This is a genomic window from Brakhagea slesvicensis, from assembly GCF_052161625.1.
GTDB lineage: Bacteria > Planctomycetota > Planctomycetia > Pirellulales > Pirellulaceae > JBKCUI01.
Genome location: NZ_CP197412.1, coordinates 2,651,273 through 2,667,566 on the forward strand (window position 1 = coordinate 2,651,273; position 16,294 = coordinate 2,667,566).

Below are 16,294 nucleotides of genomic sequence, written 5' to 3' on the forward strand. Positions count from 1 at the left end.
CTGCTCAACAGATATGGCAACACCAATTACAGTCGCGCACGGTGATGGAATCGGTCCCGAGATCATGGCGGCGACCCTGCAAATAATCCAAGAGGCGGGAGCACAGCTCGATATCCAGACCATCGAGATCGGTGAGAAGCAATACCTCAAGGGGAATTTGGCAGGGATCGAGCCCAACGCTTTCCAAAGTTTGCGAGAGACCAAAGTCTTCTTGAAAGCACCGATCACCACTCCGCAGGGGGGAGGGTTCAAATCGCTGAACGTGACGACGCGCAAAGCGTTCGGACTCTATGCCAATGTCCGTCCTTGCCTTAGCTACGCACCGTTTGTCGAGACGAAGCATCCGAAGATGGATGTTGTCATCGTCCGCGAAAACGAAGAGGACTTGTACGCAGGGATCGAGCACCGTCAAACGATCGACGTGATGCAGTGCCTCAAGCTCATCAGCCGTCCCGGCACCGAGAAGATCGTCCGCTATGCGTTCGAGTACGCTCGAGCCTACGGTCGCAAAAAGGTGACTTGCTTCACCAAAGACAACATTATGAAGCTCACCGATGGGCTCTTTCACAAGATATTTGACGAGATTGCAGCGCTGTATCCTGACATCGAGAACGAGCATTGGATCGTCGACATCGGTGCAGCCAAGTTGGCCGATACCCCTGAAGTGTTCGACGTCGTCGTCATGCCGAACTTGTACGGAGATATCCTCTCCGACGTAGCGGCCCAGATCGCTGGTTCGGTTGGATTGGCGGGGAGTGCGAACATCGGTGATGGCTGTGCCATGTTCGAAGCGATCCACGGTTCGGCGCCTCGCCGCGCCGGCCAAAATTTGGCCAACCCCTCCGGATTGTTCTTGGGCGCGGTTCAGATGCTCGTCCACATCGGGCAAGCGTCGGTAGCCGAGTTGGCCCATAATGCTTGGCTTAAGACCATTGAAGACGGTATCCATACCTACGACATCTTCGACGATAGGGTTTCCAAGCAAAAGGTAGGCACAAAGGAGTTTGCCCAAGCCGTTGTGGACCGAATTGGAAAGAAACCAGAAGTCCTTAAGGCGGTTGATTATTCGAAGGCACCTTCGAAGCCACTCACCAGTCGACCACCGTATGTGCGATCGCAAGAGAAGCGAGAAATGGTCGGTGCTGACGTCTTCTGCGCGTTCACGGGCAAGCCGGAAGAGCTCGCAGCCAAGCTGAAGCCTTGCGAAGGTGACGGATTGGTTCTTGAGATGCTCAGCAACCGTGGAATGAAGGTATGGCCAGGCGGAATGGAAGAGACTTTTTTGGTCGACGTCTATCGTTGCCGATTCCAGCTTCCTGAAGGGACACCGGGAGCGGTCGAACACAAAGCCATTACCGCTTTGATGGATCGCATTCTGAAAGCGGGAGTCGAGTTCGTGAAGATGGAAGGTCTTTTCAATTTCGACGGAAAGCCTGGATTCTCGCGAGGCCAAGGGCAATAATCCGGATCTCGCCCCAGCCATCAGCCATCAGCCGCTGACCGCTAGCCGCCGGTTAGCAAGATGGCTGCTGCGATCAGCCGCTGGGCGCTAGCCCCGGATAATCAGGTAGCAAAACGGTTGGCAGGCACAGATGACATGGAGGGATGGTCGATAGGATGGTACGAGAGCGAAAACTGACGGAGGGAGATATCGAACCGGCATCCGGACGTGGCAAGGCTGGCGCTGCGAAACGTTCGGATATCGGTGGAGTTCCTCCCGTCGCGCGCGGTACTCCCATCACCCCTCCATCTGCAAAGGGATCATCGATGTCGTCAGACGACGAGGACTACGAGTCGGAGGAGCTAGACGATAGCGGTTTGGGGCAGGGCGCTTTGGGGCAAGGTGGTGTTTCGGCGTCCGACAACGATACGATCCTTCGTCCCAAACGCATCGCGGACATGGTCGGTCAGACCGAAGTCATGGATGTCCTGCACATTGCGATCGATGCCGCGAAGAAACGCGGTGAGCAGTTGGGGCATATTCTCTTTGATGGCCCTCCGGGGCTCGGTAAGACCACCTTTGCGACCTGTATTCCCCGCGAGATGGGAGCTCATGTCGAGATGACGACGGGGCCGAGTCTCAAGGCGCCGAAGGAATTGATTCCTTACCTCACCAATTTGGAGCGAGGATCCGTTCTCTTTATCGACGAGATCCATCGGTTGCCCAAGCCGGTGGAGGAATTCTTGTATACGGCCATGGAGGACTTTCGTATCGACATCGTCGTGGGGGAAGGGGTCAATGCGAGAACGTTGAACCTAGCGCTGCAGCCCTTCACATTGATCGGTGCGACGACGCGAGCCGGGATGCTCAGTGGACCGCTACGGGATCGTTTTCATATCCGGCAGCATCTCGGATATTACGACGTTGATGACTTGGTCGAGATCTTGATGCGGAACGCCAAGAAGCTGCGAGTTGAGCTGCGTCCGGATGCAGCCGAAGAGATCGCGCGTAGGGCACGCGGTACCCCTCGTATTGCGAACAATCGCTTCCTGTGGGTGCGCGATTATGCCATGAGCAAATCGGATGGGGTCGTTACCAAAGGGGTGACGGGCAAGGCGTTGGAGATGATGGGGATCGATGGGATTGGGTTGGATCGGCAGGACCGCCGGTACCTAGAGACCTTGATTCGGGTGTTCCATGGTGGTCCTGCGGGTGTGGAGGCACTGGGGCACACCATGAGCGTGTCGTCCGATACGTTGGAGGATGAAGTCGAACCGTTTCTCTTGCGGAGCGAGCTCATTATTCGCACGCAGCGCGGCCGATGCGCGACGCCTCGCGCCTTCGCGATGTTCAAGTAATCTTTGGTTCGAATCGTCCTTTCTCTTGAATTTCGAATAAGATAAGTCGGTCTGCGGCGATCGTATTTACCTTCACCCTGAATTTGCTTCGAATATGCCTTATTTGGATGCAGTCACCGGTCCGGCGATGGGCCGCCGATACAATCTCGATGCAAATCAATACGTACTGGGTCGGCATCCTGATTGCGATATCGTCCTTGAGAGCGGCTCGGTTTCGCGGCAGCACGCCAAGCTTCTTCGGTCCGGAGCTGGCTATGTCCTCGAGGACTTGAAAAGTCGGAATGGCACTTTCGTTAATGGTCGATTGATCGGCGACACCACCCAGTTGGTCGAAGGGGACTCGATACGTATTTGCGACATCGAGCTCACGTTTCATGAGGAGGGCCAAGCCTCCGAGTTATCCGTCGGCGGTACGGAAAGCTCGGCGTTGGGAATCATGATGGTAGACGATGGCGAGGAGGCTCCATCCAGCCGTTCGGTCACGGCCAAACTCGACGTTCGCGGCAGTCATTTCGGGGTCCAGATCAACGCCTCCCCCGAAGCGAAGTTATCCGCCGTTTTGGAGATCATGAAGAGTTTGGGCAAGGCGGTTTCGCTCGACGAGGTTCTGCCCAAAGTACTCGATTCCCTTTTCAACATCTTCATCCAAGCGGACCGCGGATTTATCATCTTGAAGGATGACCAAGGTCAATTGACACCTCGTTGGGTAAAAACCCGACGCCCCGACCAAGAAGAGATGGTCCGCGTCTCGCGCACGGTCCTTCGCGAAGTCATGCAAAAGCGTGAGGCGGTCATCTCGCTCGACGCAGGCTCCGACTCTCGATTCGATATGAGCCAGAGCATTGCCGATTTTCGAATCCGTTCGATGATCGTCGCCCCTCTGTTGAACAGCGAGGGAGAGCCGCTCGGCGCCATCCAGATCGATACTATCCAGCAAAAGGGTGGATTCGAGAACAAGGATCTTGAGATTTTAGTCGGGGTCGCCAACCAAGCTGGAATCGCTATCGAGAATGCTCAATTGCACGAACAAGTCGTTGCACAGAAGCTGGTCGAGCAGGACCTAGAGTTAGCAAGGCAGGTTCAGTTGGCCTTTTTGCCGAGGCATTCGCCGGAGATCCCCGGATATTCCTTTTATCAGTTCTACAATCCTGCCAATCAGATTGGTGGCGACTATTTCGACTACATCGAGCTCTCCAACCAGCGGCTGGCTGTCGTCATGGCAGACGTGGTCGGGCATGGAGTCGCTGCGGCGATGTTCATGGCCAAGTTATCGGCGGAGACCCGATTTGCCTTCGCCACCATTGACGATCCCCGCCGGGCCATCGCAACGTTGAACGATCGCATCACGGCGTTGGAAGCCGAACGGTTCATCACGATGACTGCGATCGTATTGGATTATGCGGCGAACAAAGCGACGATTGTGATTGCCGGTCATATGCCTCCCATTTTGCTAACCAGCAAGAAAGAGATTGAGGAGCCGGGTGAGAGCGTGGGAGGTCCGCCGTTGGGAATCATCCCAGGTTTGGAATTTGAATCGGTGGAGATCGAACTACAGCCTGGCGAGTCGTTGACGTTGTACACCGACGGAATATTCGAGGCCCCGAATGCGGCGGGCGTTCAATATTCGATCGATCGAGTCCGACAGCAAGTTCGGCAGAATGGCGGCAGCATTGCGGCGACAGGAAACGAGATCGTTTCGCACGTCAAAAAGCATATCATTGGGTGCGACCAAGAAGACGACATGTGCCTCGTCATCCTCGGCCGCGACCGTCCAGTAGCAACCTAGCCTGTCGGTCTTTCGAAGGCTATTGAATCGATCGAAAAGGGGATCAAGATCCATGTATCAAAGCTTGTACAGCAGCATTCCTGGGACAAAGGCGGGGTGGCGAATGGTGTCGATTTTGTCCGGTGATGTTGGCTCGACCGTTCTTACGTCGCGCACCAGATCGGGGGCTGCTTTCTGGACGAGTTGGACGAGCACGGCATCGTTTCCTTTCCCCTCTAAGGTGATTCCCGATGGGATGGCCCCTTTGGCTTGCAATGCTTTCAGTGCGGCGACTGCAGCTCCCACGCGCCGTTGCATGAGAGTTGGGTTGTAGCCGAAGGTGTAGGCTGCGGCGGGGCGCGGATTCTTGACGACCGATTGTTGATTGTCGACGACGGCCAATCCGTTCGGGTCTCCGATTTGCAGGGTTCCCGGCTCGGCTATTCCTTCGGAGAAACCGGTTATGCGAATCGGCTTGTTCCAACCCTGGGGGATGCGACCCTTGGCTATTTCTGTATTGTTGAGATTGCGAACGGTGATCGCATCGCCGTCCAGGCTCGACTGCAGGGTCTGGGCCAGGGCAAGCGATGGTTTCAGCAGAACCTTCCAGCCCTGGGATGCGATCGAAGGATCCTTTTGGACTTTGGCAGCCACGTCGGTGGCCCAACTTGCCAGTAGTTTGGATTCGAATGCGAGGCCGGCTTCCGGTTTGGGGTGTTCGCTATCCCACACCGTCAATTGTTCGGCTCGTTGCAAGACGAAGTCTCGTTCCAAGATGGGTTCTTCTAGGCCGAGTTGGAAGGCGCGGTTGATAAAGCCATACATCTTCCCGCGCGCAGTGTGGTTGTAGTTGTGCGGGAAGTGGATGAAGGGGTGCAGCTCGACTTGCTTCTTGGCGTTGAATAGGCCATAGACTTTCTGAAGATCGGGGAAGCCATCTTGCTCCATGTTCTTCGTCCAGTCGTTGGCGGCGGTCAAACCGAGAGGGCGCGGGGCGATGGTGGCCGCGATTTCTACATTTCCGGTTCCGACGCGAAGCAGGCAAGCGTTCTCGCAGGTGCATCCTCCCTGCATGGAGGTACTCACCATGACGGCGGGGAAGGCGGCAGCGATCCTCGGTTCGAGGGCGGCAGCGATGAACGATTGGGTTCCACCTCCGCTGGCTCCGGTGATAGCAATCTTGCTGGCATCGATATCGTCGCGGTTTGCCAGGAACTCGAATGCTTGGAGCGAATTGATTGTCTGCAGCGCCATGGCGCTTTGCATCAACCCTTCGGCACGCGGGCTGTAAAGGAGCCACTGCCCGGCGGCAACTTCGGGGTTCGCGTCTTTGACCCCATAACGGTGGGCTCGATCGAACGAAATCTGTTGGCTATCTGCGTAGCCGACCATGTCGTATTGATAGACCACACAACCCATCCGAGCCAGTTGCACGCAGCGTGCCTGCATCGGGTTCCGCGCGGCGGATTCGAATCGTTCGGCGCCGGTTGCCAACGAAGTTTTCAGCTCGGCATCGGACGCATGGTAGAAACGGCCATTATCCCAATGTCCGTGAGGGCAGAGAACACCCGGTCGTTTCGTACCGGCTGGTTTTCCATCGCGTGGGAGAAAAAGGGTTCCGGTGACATAGAACCCCGGAAGGCTTTCGAAATAGACTTTGGCTGTTGCGTAGCCGTCGAGTTCCTGCAAGCCATGAACAATAGGTTTCACCGGAGCAAGAGTCGGTTTGGGCAGGAGGCCTTGCGAGACCGCGAGTTGCTCCAAGACTTCGGTGCGCCGCGCGTTCCAAGCTTCCAACGATTCCGGTGGTTGGAAGGGGAAATGGCCATCTAGATCCTTGAGCGGAATCGAATCAGCCAACGGAATGGGATCTGCGGCTTGGACGGCACAGGGTGATGCGAATGAGCAAGAGGCGGCGAGGGCGGCCAGGATCACGAATCGGGAACGGCGAAGGCTCTTCACGATGGGGTCTCGACGAAAAGGTGGGATGGGGGGAGGGGATCCGACTGCCCGTATTGTAATCCTAGCGGTTGACTACAGGGGGGGCTTAGGATCGGCAATTCGGTTGCGAGCCCAGGTAGCGGTCTCGCTCAAGACAGGGTCTTCGCATTGGATGTGTCGTTCGATGAGATCGATCAAATCGGAGCGGTTTCCATTCCCCGCTGCGATCAATGCATTTCGTTGCATTCCTTGGAGTTTGGTTCGCCAAAATGGGGTGGTTCGGTAGAGCTGGCGAAAGGAGTTTTCGTCCAAGCTCAACCAGTGGCGAAGGGAGTTGCGGCTCTCCTGGTCGATCGGGGCGAATTCCGGGAGATGTTCTTCGATCCTTTTGCGATTCCATGGGCAGACGATTTGGCAGAGATCGCAGCCAAAGATCCAGTTCCCCATCGAATCGCGAAGGTCAGAAGGGATCGCGCCGCGATGTTCGATGGTGAGGTAACTGATGCACCGCGAGGCGTCGAGAACATGGGGTTCGACGAACGCGTGGGTGGGGCAAATGTCTAAGCAAGCGCGACAGGAGCCGCAATGGTCCGTCAGCATCGGTTCATCGGGTGGTAATTCCAGATCGGTGAGAAGAGCGGCGAGGAAAAAGTAGCTTCCCCACTCGCGATTCAAAAGCAGCGTGTTCTTCCCAATCCAACCCAACCCAGCGAGTCGGGCGTAATCGCGTTCTAGAAGCGGTGCCGTATCCACGACACCCCGCCACTTGCTTCCAGGTACGGCCCCTTCCATCTCCTTGACGATGCTGTTCAGTCGCGTTCGAATGAAATCGTGGTAGTCGACTTCCCCCATGGCATAATTTCCGATTCGAGCTTCTGAACAATCAGATGCACCGTGCGCGGCAGTTGTATGGGGTTCGGAGCGAGGGTCTTTGCGACGGCGCGTTTCAGGATGGGATGCGTAGGGCATACCCAGCATGGCGATCGAGCGGCAGCCGTCGAGGACCGAGTTGGGGTGGCGATAGGCATCGAGGCGGTCCTCTAAGTAATGCATCGCGCCGTGATAACCCTTCTCGATCCAATTGCGGAGATTGGAGAAGGATTCCGATTCACGTGCGGTGGCGATTCCGAAGAGAGGGAATCCCGCCGAGGCAGCCAGGGCCTCGAGTTGATCTCGCATCGGCTTCATCGATGAAGCGAGCACGAACCACCCTCATCACAATTTTTGCCCGCGATGCGGTAACGGCGTTTGGCGATTTGGCGGTAGAGCCATCTCCAGAGTGGCATGGAGAAAGGGATATGGAGGACGGGAGCGATCGGCCAGAGGAGTGGTAGTCGCCGGGAAAGGTATCGCAGTGCGTCGGCGCCACCGAATCGTCGGCTATCCGGAGCAACCACCCACATTTGCTCCATGAGCATCTCGTAGGAGAGGTCAGGATAATCGACAGCCACGCTTGGGTCGTGCAAGGAAACGAAACGGAGGCGATCCTTTCCGTCGAACCGTCGAAGATGGTCGATTTGTCGGCGGCAGAAGTTGCATTGGCCATCGAACAGGACAACATCCGACGCGGGCACCGCCTTGGTGGTGTCGATACTCGATAGGATCGCCTGGTTCATGGAACGTAATGGGGATGGAGGAAAACCCGGGTGACGCGTCCCTCGGTGAGAGGGAAACGCCGATGCGAAAGCATGGAAGATATTCTAGGCTGCGAAATGGGTTTTAGGTCGATTTTTTGCGGACCATGCGCAAATGGGGTCCTACGTTTGGGATAGGAAAAATCTCGCCAATTTCTTCCCAATCGTTCTTTCGGTAGAAATCGATCGCTTCTTCCCGGGCATTGCACCAAAGCCGAACGTTAGGGCTGTCCCCATTCCAGGCGTCGATCGCTTGGAGCAGGGACCGTCCCACCCCGGAGCCTTGGCAAGCGTCGGAAACCGCCATGCCCCGCAATTGGTACCAATCCCCCAAATGGGACGGGAGGTCGGCAGGCAATGGGGTCGTGGAGAGCATCAAGCTTGCGCAGCCGACCATTTGGTCCTCGTACCAAGCGGTGAAGTGTCGGGTGGTCGGCAGGTCGTCGCCGACAAATCTCGCAGAGGCTGGGTTTCCTCCGAGCGGTTCTCGCAAGACAGCGAATCGAAGATCCCAAAGTTCTGCGGGACACTCAGTACCTGGGATCGTGCGTAGGGTGAGGGAATCCAATCGCATGGTGCGGGAGCAAATCTTTCTGTGCGGGAGCAAATCTTTCTGCGAAATCGACCAAGGAGGGAGCGACCGATGAGGCCGTCGCCGAGGGGACAACGACTGCGTAAAGGATACCCATTCCTGGGCAGGAATCCATGTAGGCACTCCGGCTTGAGCTACCTGTACTTGCGCTGGCTACTTGGTATCCTGGGAGGCCAACATCAGGCCTCTCAACTCAACACATGGAGAAATTCCAAGCATGGCTAGACCTGCCACCTTGTTCACAGGCCAATGGGCCGACCTCCCTCTTTCCAAGATGGCTCAGCTCACCAAGGACTTCGGATACGACGGGATCGAGCTCGCTTGCTGGGGCGATCACTTCGAAGTCGACAAAGCCAACTCGGACCCATCCTACTGCGACAACAAACGAGCGTTTCTCGATAGCCTGGGATTGCAGTGCCATGCCATCAGCGCTCACTTGGTCGGCCAAGCCGTTTTGGACACGATCGATATTCGTCACAAGTCGATTTTGCCGCCTTATGTTTGGGGCGATGGAAATCCTGCAGGGGTGAACGAGCGAGCATGCGAGGAGCTGAAGGCGACGGCTCGGGCTGCCAAGAAGTTTGGAGTGGGAGTTGTCAACGGCTTCACCGGTTCCTCCATTTGGCACTTGAACTACTCCTTTCCGCCTGTTCCACAGTCGATGATCGACGACGGGTTCAAGCTTCTGGCAACTCGATTCCATCCGATCTTGGACGAGTTCGCCAAGAACGGCGTTCGATTCGCATTGGAAGTGCACCCGACCGAAATTGCGTTCGACATCTATTCGGCGAAGATGGCGCTCGAGGCTTTGGACAATCGACCGGAGTTCGGATTCAACTTCGACCCCAGTCACTTGATTTGGCAGGGGGTGGATCCTGTCGAGTTCATCCGCGCGTTTCCCGATCGGATCTATCACGTGCACGTGAAGGATGCGACGACCAAGTTGAATGGTCGATCGGGTATCCTGAGCAGTCACTTGAACTTTGGCGATCCGCGTCGTGGCTGGGACTTCCGAAGCCCAGGGCGTGGCAGTGTGAATTTTGAAGAGATCATCCGTGCGCTCAACGACATCGGTTACAGCGGACCTCTCTCGGTGGAGTGGGAAGATAGCGGGATGGACCGCGAGTTCGGGGCGGCCGAGGCAGCTCGCTTCGTCAAGAATCTGGACTTTGCACCGAGCGGTCGCGCATTCGATTCCGCATTTGAAAAGGCATAATGAGCGAAGCAACTTTACTTTACCTACCAGCGGACGCGGCTCTTCGGTTTCTTCCCGAGGGGCCGTATCCCTTTGGTCCAGATCAATTTTCGTGGGTTGCGATCCAGCATGGGGCCGAGAGCCGCGTGGGATCGATTCAGGTCTTCGATGTTTCAACTGGCACGAATCAAAGCTATCCATTGCCGGGGCGTCCCGGGTTTGCATTCCGAACCGATCGCGGAAATTTCGTGGTCGGATGCGAACGAACTATTGCGATCTATCATCCGCAGGACGGGTCCATGACGACCCTCGCTGAAGGGATCGATGCCGACGTGTCCGGCACCATCATCAACGATGGGCTGACATGGGATGGCAATCTGCTTTTCGGTTGCAAGGATTTGGAGTTCGCCACCAAGAAGGCGGGGCTTTATTTTTGGCGAGGTTCCGATCGCCGGCTGTTCAAGCTTCGGGGCGATCAGATTTGCAGCAATGGAAAGTGCATTGCGGCCAAGGGAGAGGGTTGGGTCGATTTGCTCGATATCGACACGCCGACCAAATCGGTCGTTCGCTATCGCATCGACATCGAGGCAGGAAAGATCGTGTCGGAAACGAAAGTGGTTGATTTGACGAGCGATCCCGCGTTTCCGGATGGGATGACCATGAGCTTGGATGGAGAGAGTGTCATCATCTCGCTCTACAACCCCAATCCGGCGGCCTTCGGTCGGACCATTCAAGTTCGATTGAAGGACCAAGCGGTCGTGGCGGAATGGCGAACCCCGGCGAGCCCTCAAGCGACTTGCCCGCAATGGTTTGTCGATTCGCAGGATTCGCTGTGGCTCATCATTACCACCGCCGTGGAGCACATGCCTTCGGAGCGGCAAGCCGAAGCAAAGAATGCGGGCGCGCTCTTTGCGGTTCCGTTCGGCAAGCTAGCCGACCAAACCGCTTACAACTCGCTAACCCAACCGTTCGTCGAGCCTTAGGTTCGATTCGGTGTATCCAGTTGTTAAGAATTGGAGCCGATGGAGTCTTGCCAGGTTAACGCAGTATGAACGCATCCTGCCTGGGGATTTCGCTGCCGCTCGTTTCACTTGGCGCAGTTGGCGAGCCGCTTCCAGTTTGCGATCGCGTTCCTCGCCAATCACTTTAGAGAGGGGCAAGACAGGATTAGATTTTTAACCACGGAACACACGGAAGACACGGAAAAGGAACATGGATGGACATGATGCACAGGATCTTCAGAAAACAGGGGTGTTACCGCCCCCGCCAGCATCTGTTTGTGCATGCCTTTCCAGCAAAAGAATCCGTCGAGACGACGGTTCTACAATCGATCCTGAAAGGATCACAGCTTGTAGGAACCCACCGGGGGTGTCGCACGCGCTCAACCCCCGGCTAATCGCTCGAGTCCTTTCAGGACAAAAAGAGGGGAACGTTCACCATTGGCCATCACCAACGCTCCTCCTCAGAGTTCCAACTCAATCCCTGGCGAGCTTGGCGCCTTGGCGAGCCACTCTCTTCGGTTTCAGGTCAGTTAAGAATTTCTCGCTACGGCGCCACGGCGCGAAGAAGAGAACCGAACGCGAGAGGAGGCGAGCATTCAGCCAACGCGTTGGCATCCGTTCTGGATGCGAAATCCTTTTGGGGACGTACCGGCGGTGTCGCTGGCGCTCAACCGCCGGCTACAAGCTGCTATGCGTTCGGCATACTTTGTGGAATCAATGATAGGCAGGCTGATTCGGGAGGTGGACTGCAACTCCTCAGGCACCGCGATATCGAGTACAGACACGGCAGCGGTGGAAAGCATATTCGGCTACACGGGCTGCGATTGGGATTCCGACATTGGAATGCAGTACAACCGAGCTCGTTGGTACGATCCGCAAACCGGCCGTTGGCTCAGCCAAGACACCATCGGCTCCTGACTTAAGGCAATGCGAAGACAGCGCCGGTGACTGCGGCGGCTTGGACGGCAGCGCCTCGCAAGCTGATTGGAACGGGGCCGACGGTCCAGGGTGCACAGGAGCCCGGTCGGTAGTAGCCGAGCGAGTACTGGCATTCGTTCATCGGATGGATTCCCATCTTGTAGGGGAGAACCGCGACGTTCTTGAAGAAATTCAAGCTGGAGATCGCTGGCTGTGCCCAAGGGCCCCATTCGTGTCCGTATCGCTCCAGTTGCACCTCTTCGAAGTAGAGGGGTTTGTGGCAGGCCCCGGATGCCTTCCAAGTCATCGTGGTGGCGATGAAGTTGCGTGGATCCAGCGATGTGTCGTTGAGAGAGCAGGTAGCAGGGATGCCCCAAGCTTCGGCGACGTAGATTTGATCGGCGTCGCTCAAGCGGTTGAGCAGGAAGGTCGAGCGCGTCCCGTCGTTTTGTTCGATGACGACCGAACCGTATGCGAGGTCGACCAAGCGGCCTTCCGCGACCACTTCTCCGGCCAAGCTATACCAAGGTCGTTGAGGGGCTTGTTGGATGAACGCGTCCTTGGAATTGGTCGCTCGTTCGTTTCTGTATCCTTCGACAAAGGTGGGAGAGGTATCCACGCTGATTTTCGTGATATCCGAATCCTTCAGGGCTTGCCGGAGGGAATCGCAATCGGCCATAGCGCGGGAGGAGGGGCGCGCGAATGGCTGTGAGGTCGCATCGTCCGAGTCCAGATTCAGGCCGTTGCTTCGCAGGCTGCGATCCGATGGAGATTGCAGAGGCATGGGCATCGGTGCAGTCTCTTGTTTTGGCAAGAGCGGTTGGGGTTCGGAGTCCAACGATGGGAGTGGATTGATGGGGGCCGATGGCAAGCCTTGTGGGGCCGGCGGCAGGGACAACAGGTCTTGAGCGGGTGCCGCGTCTTGGTAGTTGGCCAAACGGACGCCAGGCGAGCGACGGGTTGTCGCGTTCGCAGCGTGGGTGTTCACGTTCGTAGCGTGGGTGGAAGCGGGCTGGATCGCTTGGTCGGTGATACGGTTGGCAGGGGTGACCGGTTGGCGGCGTGCGACTGGTTTGAACGAGGTCGATTGCAGTTCCGATTCGGGAATCGATTGGAGCGAAGGTTGAGGAGCGGCAGTATTGGATTGTGGCGCGTTGGATTGTGGCGCGAGGGACTGCGAGTAGGAGGCTGGCTTTTGTGCAGGTGCTCGTTCAACTTTTCGCCATCGGGCGACCGAGTTGGCTTCGGCAGCGTTTCCGCTTCGGAGGCTGTTTGCAGGAGCAGCGTCTGCGGGGGCGGCTGGTCTCGCAAAGGGTTGTGGAGACCAAGCGGGAGGTTGTTGAGCAGAGGATTGGTTGGCGAGAACCAATCCGAAAGGGACTGCAGCGAGAAGGGCAACGCGAATCCATTCGCGATAGCCGGAGTGGCGACGGCTAGTTGTCCCCTGATTGGGAGACATCCGAGCTGTAGTTGGGTGCTTCCTGCGTGATGGCGATGTCATGAGGGTGATTCTCGCGGACCGTTGCGGCCGAAACCTGTATGAAACGTGCATCCTTGCGTAGCTCCGCGATGGTTTGGGTACCGCAGTACCCCATGCCAGCGCGAAGTCCGCCAACCAATTGGTAAACGTAGTCGGCCAAGGGTCCTTTGAACGGTACGCGTCCTTCGACGCCTTCCGGTACCAGCTTGGACAGCTGATCCTGGCTACCTTGTCGGTAGCGTTCGCTTGAACCTTTGACCATCGCTCCCAGCGATCCCATTCCCCGGTAGGCCTTGAAGGTGCGGCCTTGGTAGAGGATGGTTCGTCCTGGGCTCTCTGCGAGACCTGCGAACAAGCTTCCGATCATGACGCAGGAGGCTCCTGCGGCAATCGCTTTGGTGATATCGCCGCTATAGCGAATTCCACCGTCTGCGATCGTCGGAATGCCTGCTTTCTCGCAAGCCTTTGTGGTTTGATAAATGGCGGTGATTTGCGGGACACCTACGCCTGATATCACTCTCGTCGTGCATATGGATCCTGGTCCGATCCCTACTTTGACGGCATCCGCTCCAGCGTTCATCAAGTCTTTTCCGCCTTCGTAGGTTGCTACGTTGCCGGCGATCACATCGATGTTCCACTGACGCTTCAGCTGTTTGACGGTTTCGATCACGTTGGAGGAGTGACCGTGAGCGCTATCGACGATCAGCACATCCACACCGCGGCGGATGAGCTGTTCGGCTCGCTCCAGGTCGAACACCCCGATCGCCGCACCGACTCGAATCCTACCCTGCTCGTCTTTGCAAGCATTTGGGTAGCTTTTGATCATGTCGATGTCTTTGATCGTGATCATTCCCGTCAGTTTGTATTCATCGTCAACCAGCAAAAGTTTCTCCACCTTTTTATCCGTTAAAATTCGCTCAGCTTCCGCAAGCGTTACATTCCCCTGCGCCGTAACCAAATTCTCTTTGGTCATGACCGCGGAAATGGGAAGCTCGGAAGACTCGAGAAACTTTAAGTCCCGGCGGGTGAGGATTCCGACCAATTTGCCGTTTTTCTCTATGATCGGAACGCCCGAAACGTTTTGTTTTCGCATCAAGTCCTGGGCTTGCGACACGCTTTCGGTCGGGAGCAAGGTGACGGGATCGGGAATGATGCCATTTGCGGAACGTTTGACTTTGGTCACTTCTTCCGCTTGAGCCTCGAGGCTCATGTTTTTGTGGATAACCCCCAATCCGCCTACTTTGCCAAGCGCGATAGCCATCTCGCTTTCGGTGACGGTATCCATGGGGGAGGAAAGAAATGGGATTCGCAGCCGGATGCGGGCGGTCAGCTGCGTGCTTACATCGACACCCGAGGGGAGCACTTCCGAGAAGCGGGGCTCCAGCAGAACGTCGTCAAAGGTAATGCCTTTGTAAGCGAGCTTGTCTTCCATAGCGTTTCCTGGATCAAAGGTTTTGGGATCTTGGAAACCGTCCTATTATTGCAAAAGTCAGCCGATCCGGTAGGGCTGCGTCCCCCCCCAATGGATCGGGTTTCGCGGAGAATCCACGAGTCAGGTGGGAATGGGATCGCGGATGGAGAGGGCGAACGGGTGGCGGCGCGCGGGCGATCAGGCGGTAGCTGGGAGGGTGTCGAGTCGCCAGAAGATTTTGTTGAGCTCGGTCTTTCGCACCCGCTGGAAGCCGGTCGTGTCGTCGACGTAGGGACCGCTGATAGTGCGATTGCTCTGGAGTAGGTCGATCCGTTGCTGGGCTGCGTTAAGCGTTCGGACGATCGGTTTCATCGGGCTTTCGACGTTGCTTCGGACCACGACGGCTTTGGTTTGGTCATCCAGCAAGACAATCGTGCCGATCGGGTAAATCGACATCCCTCGCATCATGGACTGGATGGTCTTGGGGCAGAATTTTCCTTTGGCCGAATGGTTGATGAGGTAGACGATCGCGTCGGATTGGACGAATCGGCGGGCGGCGGCGGAGTCGGTGAGGGACAAATAAGCGTCGGCGATGTTCAAGATGACGGCTTGGTACAACGTTTCATTGAGGCGAAGACCGTTGGGGAATCCGGAGCCGTCGGCTTGCTCGTGGACCTGCGCGATGGCTTTGAGGACCCGTTCGGGGATCCCAGGGGAGTTTTGGAGCAATTCCGCCGACTCGATGGGGTGGCGTCGATAGCTATCGAGATCCTCCCCCTCGAGCGCATCGAGTCCGTTGTGGTTCAGCAGTCTGGGGTAGAAGATCAAGCTGCAATCGTGCAATAGGCCGGTCATACCCACTTCGAGCGCGAATTGGCTCGATTGACCTTGGCTCAGGCAGGTGACAACTCCGAGGAGCGAGAGCTTTGCACTCCGATCGGCAAGGCGTTGGATGGATTCCGCATCCTCCACGGGGCGATGGGTGGTTAACGTCGACAAAGCGGCGGCCAAGTCCTTGCCGGCTGTGTCGATGAAGGATTCGACTCCTTGCGCGACCTCGTCCGCATCGATCGATTCTTTTCGGGCCAGCTTTTCAATCGCGTTGACGACGGCGAGCTCGGCCTTCGAAATGGATTCGTGAACCGCTTGCAAGATGGCTGGGTCGAACGCGTTGCTGAGTACGGACTCCACGCGGGATGGAGTTGCCTCGGACGCCCCTTTGATCGTCACCGATGTGATCCCAATTGCGGCCAATCGCTCTTTAAGCCTCTCGCTGATCGGCATTCCCGACTTGTGCAATACGTTCCCATTGGAATCAAGCAAATCGAAGCTCAAAACGGTCCCGATTTGGAGATCTTCCGTTTGTATCACCCAAGTCTGATCACTCATGGCTTTTTTTCACATTGGTTGAGTACGCATACTTTTCGTCATGGGTTATCCGTGTTCGAAGCGGCACGCTGCTTGAGTATATCGCGATCTGAATCTGGTGTTCTTCATCTCGCGATACTATTTTCCATGGCGATTTACCGCATCGCGTGGATGGGTGTTCCTATCAACC

13 protein-coding genes are annotated in these 16,294 nt (G+C 56.6%); 6 read left to right on the forward strand and 7 right to left on the reverse strand.

Translation table 11 applies throughout. The features are described 5' to 3' along the window. Positions 1-13 precede the first annotated feature (13 nt). From SH467x_RS10100 to SH467x_RS10110, 3 genes are all read left to right on the forward strand, one after another. On the forward strand, positions 14-1,462 hold the full coding sequence (locus tag SH467x_RS10100; RefSeq protein ID WP_482371143.1) for an NADP-dependent isocitrate dehydrogenase: 1,449 nt from the start codon (positions 14-16) through the stop codon (positions 1,460-1,462). A gap of 155 nt (positions 1,463-1,617) precedes the next feature. Further along, positions 1,618-2,799 carry a Holliday junction branch migration DNA helicase RuvB gene (gene ruvB, locus SH467x_RS10105; protein ID WP_482371144.1) on the forward strand — a complete coding sequence of 394 codons (1,182 nt, stop codon included), beginning with the start codon at positions 1,618-1,620 and terminating at the stop codon, positions 2,797-2,799. Between the two features lie 94 nt (positions 2,800-2,893). Continuing rightward, entirely contained in the window at positions 2,894-4,585 is a 1,692-nt protein-coding gene (locus SH467x_RS10110) for a SpoIIE family protein phosphatase (RefSeq protein ID WP_482371145.1), read from the forward strand. 57 nt (positions 4,586-4,642) lie between these two features. Here the strand turns inward: SH467x_RS10110 and SH467x_RS10115 are convergent, their stop codons facing one another. The 4 genes from SH467x_RS10115 to SH467x_RS10130 all read right to left on the reverse strand — a co-directional run bounded on the left by SH467x_RS10115 (position 4,643) and on the right by SH467x_RS10130 (position 8,713). Continuing rightward, complete coding sequence (locus SH467x_RS10115; RefSeq protein WP_482371146.1) at positions 4,643-6,526, reverse strand: alpha/beta hydrolase family protein; 1,884 nt, start codon at positions 6,524-6,526, stop codon at positions 4,643-4,645. A 72-nt stretch (positions 6,527-6,598) separates the two neighbouring features. After that, positions 6,599-7,684, reverse strand: coding sequence for a tRNA epoxyqueuosine(34) reductase QueG (gene queG, locus SH467x_RS10120; RefSeq protein ID WP_482371147.1), 1,086 nt, complete (start codon positions 7,682-7,684; stop codon positions 6,599-6,601). Between the two features lie 5 nt (positions 7,685-7,689). Further along, a complete protein-coding gene (locus tag SH467x_RS10125) occupies positions 7,690-8,121 on the reverse strand; it encodes a thiol-disulfide oxidoreductase DCC family protein (protein WP_482371148.1) in 432 nt (143 codons plus the stop codon). A gap of 103 nt (positions 8,122-8,224) precedes the next feature. Then, positions 8,225-8,713: a GNAT family N-acetyltransferase gene (locus tag SH467x_RS10130; protein WP_482371149.1), complete on the reverse strand. Its 489-nt coding sequence runs from the start codon at positions 8,711-8,713 to the stop codon at positions 8,225-8,227. A gap of 235 nt (positions 8,714-8,948) precedes the next feature. Between SH467x_RS10130 and SH467x_RS10135 the strand changes: the two genes are divergently transcribed. The 3 genes from SH467x_RS10135 (at position 8,949) to SH467x_RS10145 (ending at position 11,845) form a co-directional block, all read left to right on the forward strand. Continuing rightward, the gene (locus SH467x_RS10135; RefSeq protein ID WP_482371150.1) at positions 8,949-9,947 is read left to right on the forward strand and encodes a sugar phosphate isomerase/epimerase family protein; all 999 of its coding nucleotides are present in this window, start codon (positions 8,949-8,951) and stop codon (positions 9,945-9,947) included. Continuing rightward, positions 9,947-10,909, forward strand: a complete 963-nt coding sequence (locus SH467x_RS10140) for an SMP-30/gluconolactonase/LRE family protein (protein WP_482371151.1) — start codon at positions 9,947-9,949, stop codon at positions 10,907-10,909. The genes SH467x_RS10135 and SH467x_RS10140 overlap by 1 nt, the downstream gene beginning before the upstream one ends. Positions 10,910-11,551: 642 nt before the next feature. After that, positions 11,552-11,845, forward strand: coding sequence for an RHS repeat-associated core domain-containing protein (locus SH467x_RS10145; protein WP_482371152.1), 294 nt, complete (start codon positions 11,552-11,554; stop codon positions 11,843-11,845). A gap of 1 nt (position 11,846) precedes the next feature. Here SH467x_RS10145 and SH467x_RS10150 read toward each other — a convergent pair whose 3' ends face one another. The 3 genes from SH467x_RS10150 to SH467x_RS10160 all read right to left on the reverse strand — a co-directional run bounded on the left by SH467x_RS10150 (position 11,847) and on the right by SH467x_RS10160 (position 16,125). Beyond that, complete coding sequence (locus SH467x_RS10150) at positions 11,847-13,304, reverse strand: hypothetical protein (protein ID WP_482371153.1); 1,458 nt, start codon at positions 13,302-13,304, stop codon at positions 11,847-11,849. Further along, the gene (guaB, locus tag SH467x_RS10155) at positions 13,279-14,757 is read right to left on the reverse strand and encodes an IMP dehydrogenase (RefSeq protein WP_482371154.1); all 1,479 of its coding nucleotides are present in this window, start codon (positions 14,755-14,757) and stop codon (positions 13,279-13,281) included. The genes SH467x_RS10150 and guaB overlap by 26 nt, the downstream gene beginning before the upstream one ends. A gap of 177 nt (positions 14,758-14,934) precedes the next feature. Continuing rightward, a complete protein-coding gene (locus SH467x_RS10160) occupies positions 14,935-16,125 on the reverse strand; it encodes an HD-GYP domain-containing protein (RefSeq protein ID WP_482371155.1) in 1,191 nt (396 codons plus the stop codon). Positions 16,126-16,294 lie beyond the last annotated feature (169 nt).